This window comes from Methanobrevibacter sp. AbM4 (genome assembly GCF_000404165.1).
GTDB lineage: Archaea > Methanobacteriota > Methanobacteria > Methanobacteriales > Methanobacteriaceae > Methanarmilla > Methanarmilla boviskoreani.
Window position 1 is genome coordinate 587,007 of record NC_021355.1, and the last position, 17,519, is coordinate 604,525.

The following is a 17,519-nucleotide window of genomic DNA, read 5'->3' on the forward strand; positions in this document are numbered from 1 at the left end:
TTCTTTTAATAGAATCTTAAAAAAATTATTCTCTTTTAAAAAATAGTATAATAATTATATTAAAAGTTAATATAATTATTTTTCTTTATTTATAAAAATGGATATCTGATTTAATCGTTTGAATTTAAATTATGATGTTTTTCACATAAAACAGATATTTAATCTGGTCTTAGATTTTAAATTCAAACTATAATATTTTTCACATAAAACAGATATTTGATCTAGTTGCTTCCACCTACGATGGCATTTTGAATTCTTGTATGTGGTCCTCCATCACCTACAGGAGCTATTTGTCCATCTTTACCACAGAATCCCACACTGGTTTTAAAGTCAGAACCTAATCCGTCAATATGTTTAAGGGTTTCAAGTATGTTACCACTTAATGAAACATCACGTAATGGTGTGGTTAGCTCACCATTTTCAATTTTGAATGCCTCACTTGCATTGAATTGGAATATTCCCTTACCGGTGTCTACTTGTCCTCCTCTTGAACCTTTAAGATAGATTCCATCTTTAATGTCCTCTATAAGTTCTTCGAAACTCATATCTCCAGGTTCAAGATAAGTATTACTCATTCTTACAATAGGTTGGTCTGATATAGCGGATCTTGCATTTCCTGATGATTTCATACCTAATTTTCCTGCAGATTCCCTTGATGATAGAAGGGAAACCAATCTACCATTTTCGACTACATGGTTTTTAAAGGTTTTAACTCCCTCTGTGTCATATTCATAATGACCAAAGGCATCCATTGTAGGGTCATCATAAATATTTACAATATCTGATCCTATTTGTTGGTTCATCTTATCTTTTAAGATTGAATCGTCCTGGAGTATTAAATCGGATTCGATTGCATGACCTAATGCTTCATGAATCATAACCCCGGTTAGTGTGTTATCCGTAACAATTGGAAATTGTCCTGATGGAGCAGCTTCTGCTTTTAACAATCTTTTTGCAGTTTCAGCAACATTTCTTCCAAAGGATTCAATATCGGTGTCTTTTATAACCTCATATCCTTTAGCGCCACCAACACTGTCATGTCCTATTTGGATGAGTTCCCCATTACTTGCAATAACGTTTAACCACATGCCTACTCTTGTCTGATCTGTTATAATATTGGTTCCTTCACTGTTTAGAAAGACATTCTGGCTTTCACTGTCTGAATAGTTAACTCCGATACTTATAACATCATCGAGGCTTGCTGCTTTATTTGCATCCTTAATTGTTTCAATCTTTTCATCAATGCTTACTGATGATACCGGTATTTTCCTTGGAGTTTTGATTTTATCATTAATTACATCTGCATCGGCAAGTTCCACATCACTCTTTAAACTGTTTGATATCTTAATTGCAGTTTTGGATACCTCTTCAATTTTTGATAAATCATTGGTAAATGCAAATCCCCATGCACCATTTTTTAGAACCCTGACTCTAGCTCCATTTGTTATTCCAGTATTAATTTCCTGAATTTTATTATCTTTCATAACGATATTAGTACCATTTCCACTACCTGCTCTAATATCTACATAATCTACTTCTTTTTCGATTTTTGTTATGAGTTGTTCTAATTGATCTAAATCATATTCCATAATAAAACCTGAATATTTTTTTTTAAAATAAATTATAATAATATAATATATTATATATGATTATTTATATTAAGTATTTCAAATTTAGTAAACTTTCTTATAAAGTTCGATTTTAATAATTTTATATTTTATAAATTTAAAATTTAGTAATTTTTTTAAAGTTTAGTTTTAATAATTTTATATTTTATTGATCTAGGATTCGGTAAATTTTATTTTTAACTTCAATTTTAGTATACTTGATCCTTGGCTTAAACTTTATAAATTCCATAATTATAATTTCAATTTTTATAGATTTTCTTTTGACCTTTTTTTTAGTAAAATTTATATTATAAAAATTACTTAAATTTACACTCGAAGTAATAAATTTTTTACAGTTTTTTTTGAGAATATCATTATTTTTATTGTTATAAGTTATAATTATTTTCAATTTTTCAAAAAGGATTTAAATTTGTTTATTTTTGGATAATAAGCCTGATTTGTCTTAAATTGATTTTAGTTTATATTAAAACTAATCTTTTTAAATTTAAAACTAATCTTTTTAATGAGATTTAATTTATAAAACTAATTATTATTAAGACTCTTTATTAATACTTGATAAATTATTATTTTTAAAATAATTCAGATATTTTTATTCAATTTTGATGGAATTAGGTTAAATTTATTTAAAATTGATTTTAACTTTTATAAAATGGTCTTTCTTTTTTAAATATCAATTGATTTATTCTTTTTTAGATTAAATAATTAATATATAATTATTCTTTCTTTATTAACCTATAATTTACTTAGTATAGATTAAACTATCTATTTTTCATTGATTTTGATTTTTATTTTATATTTTTTTCTAAATTTTATTTTAATTAGTGCTTAAATAATCTTTTTTTTATTAATAGATTAAAAACTAATTTTATCTAAAATAATACCATGTTATTTATTGTTATTTGATATAAAAGTCCCTTAAACCTTTCTTTATTTTTTATTTTAAACTCATTTTAACCGTATTTTTACCTCATTTTTCAAAACTTTTAAATATAATAATTGATAATTTTATTTTTAATGAAATGATATTTAATAGAAATTTTAAGAACTTATAACTTATAACTATAAATTCTAATAATGAATTATGGCTAGTTTTATTAAAAAACTTTAAAAAATAATTTTATAATTAAGGGGAAATTTTGACGGAAAATATTATTAAAAAATCATCTTAAGCTTTAATAGAAAATGTGTAAAAAAATATTTCATGATGATTAATAGGGATTTTAAGCCAATTCATTTTTAGGATTTGATTATTTAATTTTCTTATGGGGTAAGATATTATGGAAAATGATAAATTTATGTTAATCACAATCTTTTTAATTGTTTTATCAGGAGTTGTATGTACCGCAGCTGTTTATGCTACTGTAAATGATTCCAGTTCAGAGATTAATGGATCTGATAATTCATCGTCGGTTCTTGAAAATCAAACTGATAATTTAACTATTAATAACACTACTGTGGAAAACAACATTAACATTTCAGAAAATGGTTCTGCTACTAATGTTACCACTATAACTGTAACAATGAAACCTAGTGTTGATACCGGTTTAGATTATAAAAGTTATACAAGAACCTGGGTAAATTATTGTCCATTCTGTCATAAATTTGGTACATTATCAGATACCCCAAAAGATACTTCAAGATCCAACACTGTTCCTGAAGGTGAAATCACCTGTGATATGGCGAAAGGTGGTTGTGATGCAGATTTTGATGGAGTAAGTGGAAAGGATAAATTATGGAGAGATGTATATCTAACTCCTGCTGATGGTTTCCAAATTGTTACCTTTGACAATGGTTCAACTGCTTTAGTTAATAATGGTTCAACCCAAAAACAAAATATTAGAAATGCTCAAATCTCTATATTAAATCAATTAAATGCAGAATAATTTAATTATTTAATATTTCTCAAATCTTCATTTCTAAAATTTTCATTGTAATTATTTTTTTAACTTTTTTATCTAATTAAATAGATTTATATATCTAAAGATTTATAACAATAGTTATATATTTAAGTAATATATACCTTAAAACTTAAATGTATAATAGATAATAAAATAATCAATCTCATATGGAGTGATAATATGGTAATAGTTGTTGGTTCAGGTGCTGGAGGAGGACTTTTATCAGCTGAACTTGCAAAAGCAAATATACCTGTAACAATAGTGGAGAAAGGTCCATTAGTTGATAGTAAGGATGCATTTAATTACTATAATAAAGCTATTGACGGTGTTGACCTACTTCAGACTACTTGTGTTGGAGGAAATACGATTGTCTCCGCAGGTAATGGGGTGAAATCCTCAGAGGATATATTTAAAGAATATGGTATAGATATATCTAAGGAATTGGATGAGGTTGTGGAAAAACTTAACATTCATGAATTGGATGATTCCCACATGGGTCGTGGAACTAAACTGTTTATGGATTCTGCAGAGGAATTAGGATTGAATCCAGTTAAAATGCCTAAATTTATTGATGAAAAGAAATGTATACAATGTGGTAGATGTGCATATGGATGTCCTAATAATGCTAAATGGACTGCTGTAGATTTTGTTAAGGAAGCAGTCGATAATGGTGCAAAACTATTAACCAATTCACCTGTAACCGATATTGTCGTTGAAGGCGGAAAGGTTAAATCCATTGTAATTACTAAGGATGACGGTTCTAAAGAGACTTTGGAGGATGATTTAATTATACTATGTGCAGGTGCTGTAACCGATGCACGTTTACTTTTAAAATTAGGCATTCCTGCAGGTAAACATTTTATAACTGATCCATTTGTAACCGTTGGAGCTGTTGTTCGTGATATTGGATTCAATACTGAGGTTTCCATGAATGCACTTGTTGAAGGTGAACACTTTATTTTAGCTCCACATTACTCATCTAAGTATCTTGATTCAAGAGTAAATGATAAGGATTTAAAACCTGAGGATATTTTAAGTATTATGGTTAAAATTGGTGATGAAGGTCTTGGATATGTTAGTGAGGACGAAGTTGTAAAATATAACTCTATTCGTGATGTCCAATATCTTGCAGAAGGTGCTGCAACTGCTGGTGCTATTTTACAAAATGCAGGTGCAGAATCTGTTTTTGTATCTACTGTATTTAGAAGTGCCCATCCAGGAGGTACAACTCCAGTAGGTGAAATTGTTGATTCAAATCTTGAAACTGATGTTGATGGTCTTTATGTTTGTGATGGATCCGTATTTCCTAAAGCTCCAGGTTGTCCACCGATTGTGGCTATCTTAGCTTTATCATTAAGACTCTCAAAATATTTAATTGAAAATTTAAATTAATTCTTTCATTTATTTTTTCAATTCTTTTTATCATTTTAATGATTAGATTCTAATTTTGGATAAATTTTCATTGTCTTTATATTGAATTCATCTTCTTTTATCTTAATGTTCTATGGATAAATTATAATTTAATGATGGACATTTTTTAATATTTTAACATGATGTAACTATATTATTTTAAACTTTTAGTGCATCTATATCTCATAATCATTTTATACAAGTTCTGTTTTTAAAATTGTAATTTGGGATTATTCTATAATTTTCTATAATTATATTTCTTGAATCTGGAATCCCTTTTTTTATTTATTTTATCTATTTTACTTTATTTTTTATTTTAGATATCAAGTTATAATTCTATTTATTAGATTCAATAATCTATTTTTTTATTTATCTAATTTATTTATTTTATTCGTTTTCATTTGTTTTTTATTTCAATTATTAAATTATGGTTATAGATTTAATATTCATCTATAAATTATTGTTTTAATGAAATATATTATATTTTTTATCTTTTTATTAAATTAACAATTTAAATACTATATGTATTCACAATATTCAATATATTCATTATATAAGATTTATATATTTTATAATATAAAATATATTTTAATTATTATGGTGAAGGTGGGTATATGGAAAGAACTACAATTTCATTACCAGTTGAGGTTAAAAAAAGATTATTAAACTACGGGAATATGAACGATTCTTATAGTGATGTCATTGTCAAATTAATGGATAGCTATGATGAGAGTCATAAAGATCAAAGCATTGTAGAAAATAATACATTAGAGAATAATCCTCTTGTAAATGATGAACTTATAAATGCACTTAAGCAGGAGATAAAAAGTGAGATAATTCAAGAAAACAGTATGGAAAATCCAAAAACGAATAGGGGAAAAAAATCCACTAGGAAAAATAAATCAAAGAAGGCTAAAGATAAAGGTGAAAATAAATCTAAAGAGAATATAAAATCAAAAGGTAATAAGTCTAGTAATGTGGATGATAATAAAGACAGTATTGATGGGGAAAACACTAAAAATAAAAATTCAGACAATACAAAAGAGGATGGAAACAGTAATAGGAATTATAAAAGCAGTAAAAACTCAAACAGTAAAGTAAATAATAAAGATAAGAACAGAAAAGGTAAAGATTCAAACAATACAAAAGAGAATAATAAAAACAATAAAAACAGTGATAATGATAAGGAAGATGGGGATAAAAATAATTCAAGGCCACGTTCTGCAATAGAAACGGAAATTGAGGAATTAGAAAAGTTATATCATATTAAGATTTAATTTTTATTATTCAATTTCTTTTTAAGCTCTTTCCAATTGGGACAGAATATATCCATATACTCCTTAAATTCCTTTCCATGGTTTGGTACGTATAAATGTGTTAATTCATGGATAGTGACATATTCCAAACAGTCCATAGGTTTTTTAGCAAGTTGGAGATTTAACCAGATACGTTTGTCCCGTGTATTGCATGTTCCCCAGCGGGTCTTCATGTTTTTAACTCTCCACTCGTTAGGTCTTTTACCTACAACATTAACACATTTTTCTAGAACTTCCGGAATTTTATTTTTAATCTCTTTTCTATAGAATTCGTTCATTGCCTTTTCACGTTTTTCAAAACTATTGTTTTCACTATTTATAGGTAAATATATGTTATCATCTTCAATAAAGACCTCTTTATTTTTACTAGTCCTTTTAATTATTTTTAGTGTGTAGGGTTTTCCCCAAAGGTAATGTTTTTCACCATCTATGTATTTTAATTCCTGTTTTTTGGATTTTTCAGAATTAATAATTGTTTGTTTCTGTTTTTCTTTAATCCAATCTATTTTAGATTCGGCAAATTGGATAATTTTCTCACGTGATATGGAGTGAGGGGCAGATATTTTAACTTGTCCTTTCGGTGGAACTACACGTAGATACATATTTTTAATTTTCTTTTTTTCCACAGTAATTATAACGTCATTGACTTTGATTGTATATGTCATTGTATACCCTCAATATTAAATAATTAAAATTAATTTAAAAGGTAATTAGGTATTAATAAAATAGTTTTATCTTATTTTTGAAAAAATTAAAAATATAATAATAAAAAAGTGTTTAAAAAAAAGTTTAGTTTTGGAATTGAAGATCAATATCCTTTGATTTAATTATTCTCTCACAGTATTTACATCTTAATTCTGCAGGGGATTTATTAATTACTGTAAATTTTGATTGAATTGGTTCAAATTGTTCATTGGATATACATTTCGGATTAGTACATTTGATTATACCAGTTAATTCTTTATTTAGTTGAACTTTTTCCTTTTGAACAATTCCATAATCTCTTACAATATTAATTGTTGCATCAGGTGCAATAAGTGCAATTTGATCTACTTCATGAGTATTTAATTCACGATTTTCAATTTTTAAAATGTCTTTTCTTCCCATTTCATGGGATGAAACATTCATTGCAACAGTTAAATCTTTTGCTTCTTCACTTGGAAGACCTAAAATGTTTAATACATATAGTGATTTATTTGCAGTAATATGATCTATTACTGTACCATTTTTAATTGGTTTTATTTTTAAATCAGGTTTTTTCATTTTAAACTCTCAATATTTTTTTTAAATATAAATTGAATATTTGAAAATCAAATAAAATATTCTAAAGTTAATATTTAATTTATTTCTATTAGTTTTTTAATTTTTTCATAACCATTTAATAGTAAATATTTTTCACTTTAAAAAGTTTTTTTAAAAATAGCTTAAATGGTAAATATGAAATTAATATATTTATATTTTTAAAAATAGTGGGAATATTTAATTATTTTTTAAATCTTAATTAATAAAAATAGTTTGATTATAAAAAAGTAAAAAATAGAGATTATTTGTCTATTTGACAAATAATTCTACGAATTTTGCATATGCAGGTCTTGTAATAAATACACCTACAAGAACACCTAAGATTGTGGTAAATGCGAAACCAGATATTGTACCAATACCACTTGCACCTCTTACAAATCCAACATATGTTAATGGTAACATTGCTGCAATTAAAGTACCTGCAGATGCAAAGATAATGAAGAATGCTTTATCTACATTCATTTTAGTTCTAGTTCGTCTTCTACTTTTCTTAGTGTTTTCACCTTGATGAGCCAATACCTCATCGGTAATAATAATTTGATCGTCTACACCAGTACCTACAGATGCCATTAAACCGGCGATAGCTGCAAGATCTATATTCCAATGTATTACAGACGCTATTCCCAGTACAATAAGTACCTCTGACAAGGTTGTTATAAGTATAGGGAATACGAGTATCGGTCTTCTATATCTTATGAAGATAATTACAAAGATAGCAAGAATTGCAAGAATTGCTGCAACCATTGTTCCTTCAATAAATTGTTGACCTAATTCTGCTGAGACAGTATCTGAACCAATTACACTAACCTTTACTGGTAGGGAACCTGTTTTTAAAACAGTGTAAATATCATTTGCTTTTTGTTTAGCGTCTTGCTCGTCGTTACCTCCACCAGTAACTTCAAGTTCAGTTGTAGGTTCTCCATTGGCTAATTCGGCTGATAACTTAGGTGGGTTCTTATCGATTGGTTTTCCATCTAAGTACATAACTACTTCATGACCAGACTTTCCTTTAGCATTCTGGGCAAATTTCTTAGCTCCTTGGGTAGTAAGTTTAAATGGTACTTGCCAGGATTGACCTGTTACTTGGTACATATCAACACTACTAATATCGGAACCAGTAAGAACTGTTTTGTTATCAATTTTTGCCTCAAATACACCAGGATTTCCAATTAGCCGCTCCACCTCTTCAGGTGTGGCTCCTGCCATCTCTACTACAACTTGTTGATTACCACTTTGTCTAACTTTTACATCACTAATACCATACAAGTTTAAACGTTTATCCAATACTGTGGTAACAACATTCATTGTTTCTCTATCAACGGGATGTTCTAATTGGAGCTGTATGACAGATCCTCCTTTTAGATCAAGACCTTCTGAAATTCCAAATGTTGCAATACAAATTATACTTAGAATAATACATACAATTAATAAGATAACATGTTTGTCCTTTAGGAATTCGACAGGATCATTTCGTCTCCTCATGCTCCCACCTTCCTTTTATGGTTATGTTTCCTATTGTTTTTGAAATCGATGTATTTCCTTAAGATTCCAAGGTTCATAAACCATGTGTTAATTATATCTGCAACTAATCCGAGAATTAAAACCATAGAAATTTCACTTAAAGTTTTTGCTTGTGGCATAAATATGTCTGTTACTACATACAATACAACCATTGCAGCAATAGCTGCTATAGACATGGTTAAACCAGTCTTCATAGCTTCAGTTGCTCTTTCAACTACAGTTCCATTTTTACGTTTTAATAGACGGGTTGTTAACATAATATCGGTATCTACACTATAACCTATTAACATTAACAAAGCACCTACAGATGCGATGGATAAAGGAACATTGAGTAAAGCCATTCCTCCAGCAGCATAAATTATATCGAAGAGTGCAGATAAAATAACTGCAAATGCCGGAACGATTTCTCTAAATACGAAAAATACAGTGATTGCCATAAAAATAAATGCAAAGAGTAATGCCCAATAGACTTGGTTCATAGCTTCCTGACTTAATACAGGTCCTACTGTATTATAACTTGTTACAGTTCCCATTCCATTTAGTGCCTGTTTAAATTGTCCTACATCTACTTTATCGGATAATTCAATAGTGGCTTTATTATTTGAATTACTTATAATTTTAACCTCATTAACATGAAGTGCACTTTGTAATTGACTTGTGATTTGATCATTACTCATTTGATGATTTAGAGTAACTTCGGCCATTGTACCTCCTTTAAGATCAACACCTTCATCAATACCAATTGTTGCTAAACAGGTTAAAGATAAAATAGCAATGACTATAGGAACGATTATTAATAATTTATAGTTTTCCATAAATTTTTCTAACATAATCCACCTATTATTCATTTTTAGATTAAAATTTTAAATAAATGTTAAACATTTAAAATTTAATTTTAATTTAAATCATTTGACTAAATTGGAAAAAATACTTGTTAAGTCACAAATATTTTTTAAATAGATTATTAACAATCATAAATCGATTATGATTTAATAATAAAATAATTATTTTATTGTAAAGATTTTGATTTTAGATTTAAAAATATTCGACATTTTTTTTATCTAAAATTTTTCAAATAGAAATATAATTATATTTCTAATTTATTATTATTCATTTCGGTAATATATAATATTTTATAATATATTGTTTAAAATAGAATTTTAGTATTAAAAAATTAAAAAAATCAATCTGTTTTTAATATTTTTATAAAATATATTTATTTTAGTGTAATTTTAAAAAATATTATTCTAATTAAAGCCTTAAAAAATTCTTTCTGGTTTTATTGAATTTGAGTTAATTAACTATTTTTATTGAAGAACTAGTTTCAGCCTGTGAAGTTAGTTAATTATCTACTCATTAAAAAATTAGTTTTTTTTATTTGAAGTTATTAATTGTTATTTTTGTTAAATAGAATTAGTTTTAGTTTATTTATGGAGTTATTAATTGTTGTTATTATTATTAAAGAATTAGCCTTTGTTTGGGAGCTTAGTTATTTATCAAAGAATTAGTTTTTGTTTTATAATGTTAGATATTTATTATTTTTATTGAAGAATTAGTTTTGGTTTAAAATAAGTAAAAAGGTTAATAAAATATTGTTATCTATTGATAAATACTTAAATCTAATAGTTTAGCACAGACTTCACTATCCTTTCTAAGTTTATTATCACTTTTACCTTTAGTTTTAAGAGAAAATCTTTCTATTACTCTACCACCACGGGCTTTAACCTTTTCCTCCATTCTATCTAAACTTGCCTTTGCACCTGATGAGGTCATTGTTGCAAATAATACCACATCTTTACCTCTGAGGTCACATCTATCGATTATTGTAATAATAGCGGGACTAGGTTTACCTGACCATACAGGTGTTCCAAAGTAAATTACATCATAGTCACTAACATCAACACGTTTTGGAGAAATTTCGGTTTTATTTTCTCTTAAAGCATCAATGGAGGATGTTAACCTATTTTTAAAACCTGAACGATTTTTCTTATCTTCTATCTGTATTAAATCTCCATCTAACTTAACAGATAATGTTTCAGCAACAATCTTTGTTTTTTCACTGTCAGAGTAATATATAATTAAGGTTTTCATTTTAATCAATATTTTCTTTTATTCAATATAAAATTCAATATTATGTAAAAGTATATTTTTTCAATTAATATAGTTTGTTATTATTTAATAATATTAATCAATTTATAAAATATCTATTTAAAATTAATAGTTTAAATAAAATTTCTTAAACTTTTCATGTTTTTGTAAAATTAGCGATTTTTCAGATTGAATATTTTTATATTGTATCTTATTTTGAAATAATTTTTATAATAATTAGTTAAAAAGATTATGGGAGGTTTTAATTTTATGGATGTAATCCATAAAGGTTTAAACCTGCCTTTTCATCAAATCCACACATGATATTCATGTTTTGTATTGCTTGACCTGCAGCACCTTTTACAAGGTTATCTATTGCAGAAATGACTACAAGTTGACCAGTTTCATCAACTTCAAAACAGCCAATGTGGATATAGTTGGATCCACGTACTGAGCTTAATCTTGGAATCTCACCATTTTCAAGTATCTTTACAAATGGTTCGTCTTTATATTCTTTTTTATAGATTTCTGTGATTTTTCCTTGAAGATCTTCCCTTTCCTCTTTAGTTTCATATCCCACATCATCAGATAACAGTACATGGTTAGTTGTAAGTATTCCCCTTTCAACAGGTACGAGTATTGGTGTAAATGAAATCTTGACATCTGAGAATCTTTGAAGTTCCTGCTGGATTTCAGGAGTATGTCTGTGGGTAGTTACTTTATATGGATTAACATTATCTGCAATGTTTGGATAATGGGTTGTTTCGGAAGGTGAAATTCCTGCACCACTTACACCAGTTTTAGAGTCAAATATCATTCTATCTGCTAATTGGTGTTTGGATAATGGATAACCTGATAGGATGGCTCCTGTTGTAAAACAACCTGGATTTCCAATAAGTCTTGATTTTTTAATCTCCTCCCTGTGAATTTCTGGAAGACCATAGACACTTGGTATTGGCTCTGTGTGTTTTAAATGATACCATTTTTCATAAACGGAATAATCATCAAACCTATAATCTCCACTTAAATCAATGATTTTTGCATCGGTCTTTTCATATAAATCAGGAATGATTTTCATTGATGCTCCATGAGGTGTTGCTGTAAATATTATATCCTCATCAAATTCCCCAAGTTCTTTGTTTTCAAATACCAATCCAGTATCTTGTAAATGGTGATGGATTGTCTCAATTGGTTTTGATTCATTACTTCTTGATGTCACTGTACTTACTTCAACTTCCGGATGATTTAACAATAATCTTAATAATTCACCACCAGTATAACCACTGGCTCCAATAATAGCTACATTAACCATAATTCAATACCTTCTATTTTTGTTATTTATTTTAAATACTTTAATTTTCAATTAATTAGGATTAATCACAGTTTTCTAATCTTTTGTCTTTAAAATCAGATTCTTTTATTTTTTTAATGATTTTACAACTACTGTCCAAGTCGTCTCTGTGATAATCATTAACCTTCATAACTTTTGAATTAATTCCACGTTTTCTTAAGGATTCTTCCAATCTTTCAATATCAAAATCCTGATCTGGTCCTATGGATATGATGTCCGGTTTTAATTCTTTAACGATTCTGAATTTGTCCCCTTCATATCCAAGATATGCCTCATCTACAGGCTTTAACATCTTGATCATCTCAAGACGTTGGTTTTCATTTATAACGGGAATTCTTTTTCTTGCTTTAACAGTGGAATCACGTGCCACAACAACTACTAACTTAGCATCAGGTCCTCCTAATTCCTTAGATTTTTGAAGATAAATTCCATGTCCAGGATGTAACAAATCGAAAGTTCCTGTTGCCATAACTGTAGTCATATTACTAACCTCTAAATTTTTTTAATATATTTTTAGTTTTTATATAATATTAATATAGTTCTTTTTAGATTTTTAATTTAGTTAATATTATAATAGTTTAGTTTTTTTCTAGAATTCTTAAATAGTTCATATAATTTCATATTTGATTTAGTTTATATGTTATTAAAACATTATTTCAAGATTCCTAATTCAGCTTTTCTGGATTCTTCGATTAATCTATATCCTGATATTTTAAAGCATCTTTTAGATTTAATTTATTCTTATATAATGCAGATCCAATTACTACTCCTTTAACGCCTGTATTTTGAAGTATCTTTAAATCGTCCTCGCTACTTACTCCACCGGAATATACAACTGGTATTAGAGAAGACTTGACAAGGTCTATAATCGGTTCTGTATTTAATCCATTTAAAAGTCCCTCAACATCAACATTTGTATAGAGTATACTTCCTGCACCATTGTCTGCAAATTCCTTTGATAATTCCACAGGGCTTTTATCTATCTTTTCCTGCCATCCTTTAATTACTACCTTTGAATCTTTACTGTCAAGTGAAATCATGATGTGTTCCGGACCATATTCATCAGATAATTCCCTTATTGTCTCGGGATGTATTATGCCCATAGTTCCAATTATTACCCTTTCAACTCCGAGATCTAATAGTTGGCCGGCATATTCTACAGATCTTATTCCTCCCCCTATTTGAACTGGAACATTTACTGTATCAATGATTTTTTTAATTAACTTAACATTGCTTTTACCGTCTATGGTTCCATCAAGGTCTATTACATGGACTACCTCAGCACCTTCATTTTCCCATTTTAAAGCAACCTCTTCAGGATTATCAATAATTACTTGTTCACTTCCAGGTTTTCCCTGAACAAGCTGAACACATTTTCCATTTTTTATATCTACCGCAGGCATAATCTCCATTTTATTGTCTTCAAATACCATTTAAAACACCAAAGATTTATTATAAATAAGTTTTTATTTTATCCTATATAAAAAATTTTAATTTATCAATGTTTCAAATCTTAATTTGAATAGAAATGGCGGAGTATCCGATTTAAAAAAAGTATTTGGGTTTTTATATTTTTAGTTTAAAAAAAGTTGGTAGAATATTAATTTAATATTCTACTTATGTTTATTCTAATTTAAATTATCTGATTTTGATTTAATAGGATTTTTAGTGTTTTACGATTTTTTTAAGAATCTTAAGTTTCAATGCTCTTTTTGCATGTTTCTTAATTCTATGTTCGTCTCTTAAACTAGGCATTTTTTCTACCTCCTATTTTGCTAAAAAGTATATTTTGTTTTATTAGATTTGCATATACTAATAATTTTCCTTTTAGAATCCTTGTTTGAACATTTAACTGTTTTTGAATAAATGGATATTATATTCTGTCATTTTTTTAAACCCTTCATATTGGCTTAGAAAATTATTTTAATTATCTAATTAAATATTGTATTAATTATTGTGATATTATGAGAAGAACAGCATTTAAAGTGGCATATATTGGCTCTAATTTCAGTGGTTTTCAAAGACAACCTGATGTTAGAACAGTTGAAGGAGATATTATTAATACTTTAATGGAACTTGAATACATTGAAGATCTAAAAGATGCACGTTTTAGAATTGCAGGAAGAACCGATGCAGGTGTTAACAGTCTTGGAAATGTGGTAAGTTTTCAAAGTGAAAAGGAGCTACATATAAATAAGATTAACAGATATCTGCCTGAGGATGTTCAATTCTTAGCCCAGGCTCCAGTTAGATTCGGATTTAAACCTAGATATGCTAAACAAAGATGGTACAGATATGTTCTCTTTAGAGATGATCTGGACATTGATAGATTAAATGAAATGGCTTCTTTATTTGAAGGTTCTCACAATTTTACAAATTTTACAAAAAGATATCAGAAAACTACAACAAGAACCATTGATAGGATTTCTGTAACGGTTCCGGACATAGGAGAGGATGAAAGATTAAAACGTAGTTTTAAAACCAATAACTTCACTAAACAGCAGAACTTTCCACATCTTAACAATAATTACTCACCTATCTTCATTGATGTTTATGGTGAAAGTTTCCTGTGGAATATGATACGTAAGATGATGAGGGTGTTTGTCGAGTATTCATGTGGCAACATGTCATATGGGCAGGTTGAGGATTATTTGAATCCTAAAGAGGATGAACCAAGAGCTCATATTAAAGTTTTGGAAGCTGAAAATCTTATCTTAATGGATACAATCTATGATAAAATCAATTTTCAATATGATGATTATGCCGTGGAAAAGTTTAAACGTTATCTTGCATCTAAACTTATTGATTATCAAAGGTCTTATGGTATTGTTGAATGTATTTTAAACAGTTTTTAGATTATATTTTCAAGGAAGTATTACAATGGAAGACTTATCTGGTTTATCTAATATAGAATATTATAAATATTTCAATAATCTTTCAGAGGAGGAGATTTTTGACTATATCTATGATTTAAGTGATATTGATTTTTATAACCATATTATAAGATATATTGACTATTTTAAACTTACTAAAGATTTTATTGTATCAAATTCTTACAACAATGTTTATGTTCCTAACCCCGATTATTCTGATTATTATGACCTTGACTTAGGTTCCATCTACACCAATTTCAGACAGTTTCTGGAATATCACGGTTTTGAATCTCTAAACTATCTTGATAGGATTTATGAGATTCAATCTTTTATTATGAGAGGTTCAAGGTCTACAATTGAAGACAATCTTAGATTTATTAGCAGTGCAAGCATATCCGATATTGAGGTTTTCTTTACTTTTATAGAAGGTAGAAACAATCATTTTGGTGAGATTATTTTAAGCCGTTATGACTGTGATGTTTATATTGCAGGACTTAGTAGAATTAAAGAAATAATTAATGATGAAGATAGTTTTGACGATAGATTTAAACATTAATCTAAAAAAATCTGATGATATTGTTTACCTAATTAATGACAAGATGATTTTGATAGTAGTTTAGATATCAGTTTAAAAGATTTAGGTAATATTATTTATTTAGTTAATTTATTGTGAAGATGATTTTTAAACTATAAAATTTTATTAATTTAAAAAATATATATAATACTAATTTATATAATATGAAAAATTTTTAATTATAAGAAAGGTGTTTATTTTGAAGATAGGTGTTGTATTAGGTACTAGACCTGAAATTATTAAAATGGCTCCAGTTATTGATGAAATTCAAAAAAGAGGTCATGAATTACTTTTAATCCATACAGGCCAACATTATGATAAGGAAATGAGTGAGAACTTTTTCATTGATTTAGAACTTCCTAAACCTAACTATAATATCCATGTAGGTTCCGGTTCTCATGGAAAACAAACTGGCCTTATGATGGAAGGTATTGAAAAGGTTTTGATTGATGAAAAACCTGACATTGTTCTTGTTCAGGGAGATACAAATGCTGTACTTGCAGGTGCATTGGTTGCTCAGAAACTACATATTCCAGTCGGACATGTGGAGGCAGGACTTAGATCTTATGATGTCTCAATGCCTGAGGAGATCAATAGAAAGGCAGCCGATGATTGTTCTTATTTCTATTTTGTACCGACCGAACAATCTGCCATTAACTTAGTGCTTGAAGGTTACTCTCCTAAGGATATTTATATCACAGGTAATAGTGTGGTAGATACTTGTTATAGGAACTTAAAGATTGCAGAAAAGACAAGTACAATCTTGGACGATTTGGACTTAAATGATAAGGACAATATAATTACACTCACTATGCACAGGGCAGAGAATGTGGATGATAAAGAGAGGGTTACCAGTATTATCCAGGCTTTATTGGAACTTAAAGACTTTAATATTGTTTTTCCAATCCATCCAAGAACTAAGAAAACCTTGGAAAAATTCGGATTATATGAGAAACTGGAGGAAGCAGAACATATCAAAGTTACAAAACCGATTGGCTATCTCGACTTTTTAGTTTTAATCTCCAAGTCAATTATAATCCTAACTGATTCTGGAGGTCTCCAGGAAGAGGCTATCACATTAAATGTTCCTGCATTGACCTTAAGATATAACACTGAAAGACCTGAAACAGTCACTGCCGGTGGAAATATTCTTGTAGGTGCGGATAAGGAAACCATACTTGTAACTGCAGATAAAATCTTAAACAATAAGGAATTCTATAATAAGATGAAAAATGCCAAGAATCCATATGGTGACGGCTCTGCAGCAAGTCAAATGTTGGATGTTATTGAGAAGGCCTATGACAATGACGATTTAAAGATCGAATCACCTCATAGGATAATGACCACCTTTGATGTTGAAATGAGACATGTTGATGAGAACATCACTGTCGAGGAATTCGAGGATATCCATAACACCCTTGTAAGGGTCATATATAAGAATGATTCAATGGTTTTCCCTAGTCCCGATTTAAATATTAAAGATTCAATTATCTTGTTTAATCAATATGGCTTAGATGAAATGTTATATTAATAATATTTTTTAATTTTAACTTTTTTT

Annotated in this window: 15 protein-coding genes; 6 read left to right on the forward strand and 9 right to left on the reverse strand. The window is 28.2% G+C overall.

Going from position 1 to position 17,519, the window contains the following annotated elements:
* Nucleotides 1-221 precede the first annotated feature (221 nt).
* Nucleotides 222-1,589: a TldD/PmbA family protein gene (locus ABM4_RS02435; RefSeq protein WP_016358094.1), complete on the reverse strand. Its 1,368-nt coding sequence runs from the start codon at nucleotides 1,587-1,589 to the stop codon at nucleotides 222-224.
* 1,316 nt (nucleotides 1,590-2,905) lie between these two features.
* Between ABM4_RS02435 and ABM4_RS02440 the strand changes: the two genes are divergently transcribed.
* The 3 genes from ABM4_RS02440 to ABM4_RS02450 all read left to right on the forward strand — a co-directional run bounded on the left by ABM4_RS02440 (nucleotide 2,906) and on the right by ABM4_RS02450 (nucleotide 6,213).
* Nucleotides 2,906-3,511: a hypothetical protein gene (locus ABM4_RS02440; RefSeq protein WP_016358095.1), complete on the forward strand. Its 606-nt coding sequence runs from the start codon at nucleotides 2,906-2,908 to the stop codon at nucleotides 3,509-3,511.
* 195 nt (nucleotides 3,512-3,706) lie between these two features.
* Nucleotides 3,707-4,918 (forward strand): FAD-dependent oxidoreductase, encoded by a 1,212-nt coding sequence (locus ABM4_RS02445; protein ID WP_016358096.1) that lies wholly within the window; start codon nucleotides 3,707-3,709, stop codon nucleotides 4,916-4,918.
* Between the two features lie 632 nt (nucleotides 4,919-5,550).
* Entirely contained in the window at nucleotides 5,551-6,213 is a 663-nt protein-coding gene (locus tag ABM4_RS02450; RefSeq protein ID WP_016358097.1) for a hypothetical protein, read from the forward strand.
* On the opposite strand, the gene ABM4_RS02455 is transcribed toward ABM4_RS02450, so the two are convergent.
* The 8 genes from ABM4_RS02455 to hisA all read right to left on the reverse strand — a co-directional run bounded on the left by ABM4_RS02455 (nucleotide 6,210) and on the right by hisA (nucleotide 13,947).
* Nucleotides 6,210-6,917, reverse strand: a complete 708-nt coding sequence (locus ABM4_RS02455; RefSeq protein ID WP_016358098.1) for a M48 family metallopeptidase — start codon at nucleotides 6,915-6,917, stop codon at nucleotides 6,210-6,212. The two genes, ABM4_RS02450 and ABM4_RS02455, sit on opposite strands and share 4 nt — an antisense overlap.
* Before the next feature lie 124 nt (nucleotides 6,918-7,041).
* Nucleotides 7,042-7,515, reverse strand: a complete 474-nt coding sequence (gene pyrI, locus ABM4_RS02460; protein WP_016358099.1) for an aspartate carbamoyltransferase regulatory subunit — start codon at nucleotides 7,513-7,515, stop codon at nucleotides 7,042-7,044.
* A 288-nt stretch (nucleotides 7,516-7,803) separates the two neighbouring features.
* Nucleotides 7,804-9,036 carry a preprotein translocase subunit SecD gene (locus ABM4_RS02465; protein WP_016358100.1) on the reverse strand — a complete coding sequence of 411 codons (1,233 nt, stop codon included), beginning with the start codon at nucleotides 9,034-9,036 and terminating at the stop codon, nucleotides 7,804-7,806.
* The gene (locus ABM4_RS02470; RefSeq protein ID WP_016358101.1) at nucleotides 9,033-9,905 is read right to left on the reverse strand and encodes a protein translocase subunit SecF; all 873 of its coding nucleotides are present in this window, start codon (nucleotides 9,903-9,905) and stop codon (nucleotides 9,033-9,035) included. Before ABM4_RS02470 ends, ABM4_RS02465 begins: the two co-directional genes overlap by 4 nt.
* A 769-nt stretch (nucleotides 9,906-10,674) precedes the next feature.
* A complete protein-coding gene (locus ABM4_RS02475; protein ID WP_016358102.1) occupies nucleotides 10,675-11,166 on the reverse strand; it encodes a flavodoxin in 492 nt (163 codons plus the stop codon).
* A gap of 265 nt (nucleotides 11,167-11,431) precedes the next feature.
* Nucleotides 11,432-12,475, reverse strand: coding sequence for an N-acetyl-gamma-glutamyl-phosphate reductase (argC, locus tag ABM4_RS02480; protein ID WP_016358103.1), 1,044 nt, complete (start codon nucleotides 12,473-12,475; stop codon nucleotides 11,432-11,434).
* A 61-nt stretch (nucleotides 12,476-12,536) separates the two neighbouring features.
* Nucleotides 12,537-12,995 carry an adenylyltransferase/cytidyltransferase family protein gene (locus tag ABM4_RS02485; protein ID WP_016358104.1) on the reverse strand — a complete coding sequence of 153 codons (459 nt, stop codon included), beginning with the start codon at nucleotides 12,993-12,995 and terminating at the stop codon, nucleotides 12,537-12,539.
* A 211-nt stretch (nucleotides 12,996-13,206) separates the two neighbouring features.
* Nucleotides 13,207-13,947, reverse strand: coding sequence for a 1-(5-phosphoribosyl)-5-[(5-phosphoribosylamino)methylideneamino]imidazole-4-carboxamide isomerase (gene hisA / locus ABM4_RS02490; RefSeq protein ID WP_016358105.1), 741 nt, complete (start codon nucleotides 13,945-13,947; stop codon nucleotides 13,207-13,209).
* A gap of 531 nt (nucleotides 13,948-14,478) precedes the next feature.
* Here hisA and truA point away from each other — a divergent pair.
* From truA to wecB, 3 genes are all read left to right on the forward strand, one after another.
* On the forward strand, nucleotides 14,479-15,369 hold the full coding sequence (gene truA, locus ABM4_RS02495; RefSeq protein WP_016358106.1) for a tRNA pseudouridine(38-40) synthase TruA: 891 nt from the start codon (nucleotides 14,479-14,481) through the stop codon (nucleotides 15,367-15,369).
* Nucleotides 15,370-15,394: 25 nt separating this feature from the next.
* A complete protein-coding gene (locus ABM4_RS02500) occupies nucleotides 15,395-15,943 on the forward strand; it encodes a hypothetical protein (RefSeq protein WP_016358107.1) in 549 nt (182 codons plus the stop codon).
* A gap of 217 nt (nucleotides 15,944-16,160) precedes the next feature.
* Nucleotides 16,161-17,492 (forward strand): non-hydrolyzing UDP-N-acetylglucosamine 2-epimerase, encoded by a 1,332-nt coding sequence (gene wecB, locus ABM4_RS02505; RefSeq protein ID WP_016358108.1) that lies wholly within the window; start codon nucleotides 16,161-16,163, stop codon nucleotides 17,490-17,492.
* The last annotated feature ends 27 nt before the right edge of the window (nucleotides 17,493-17,519 follow it).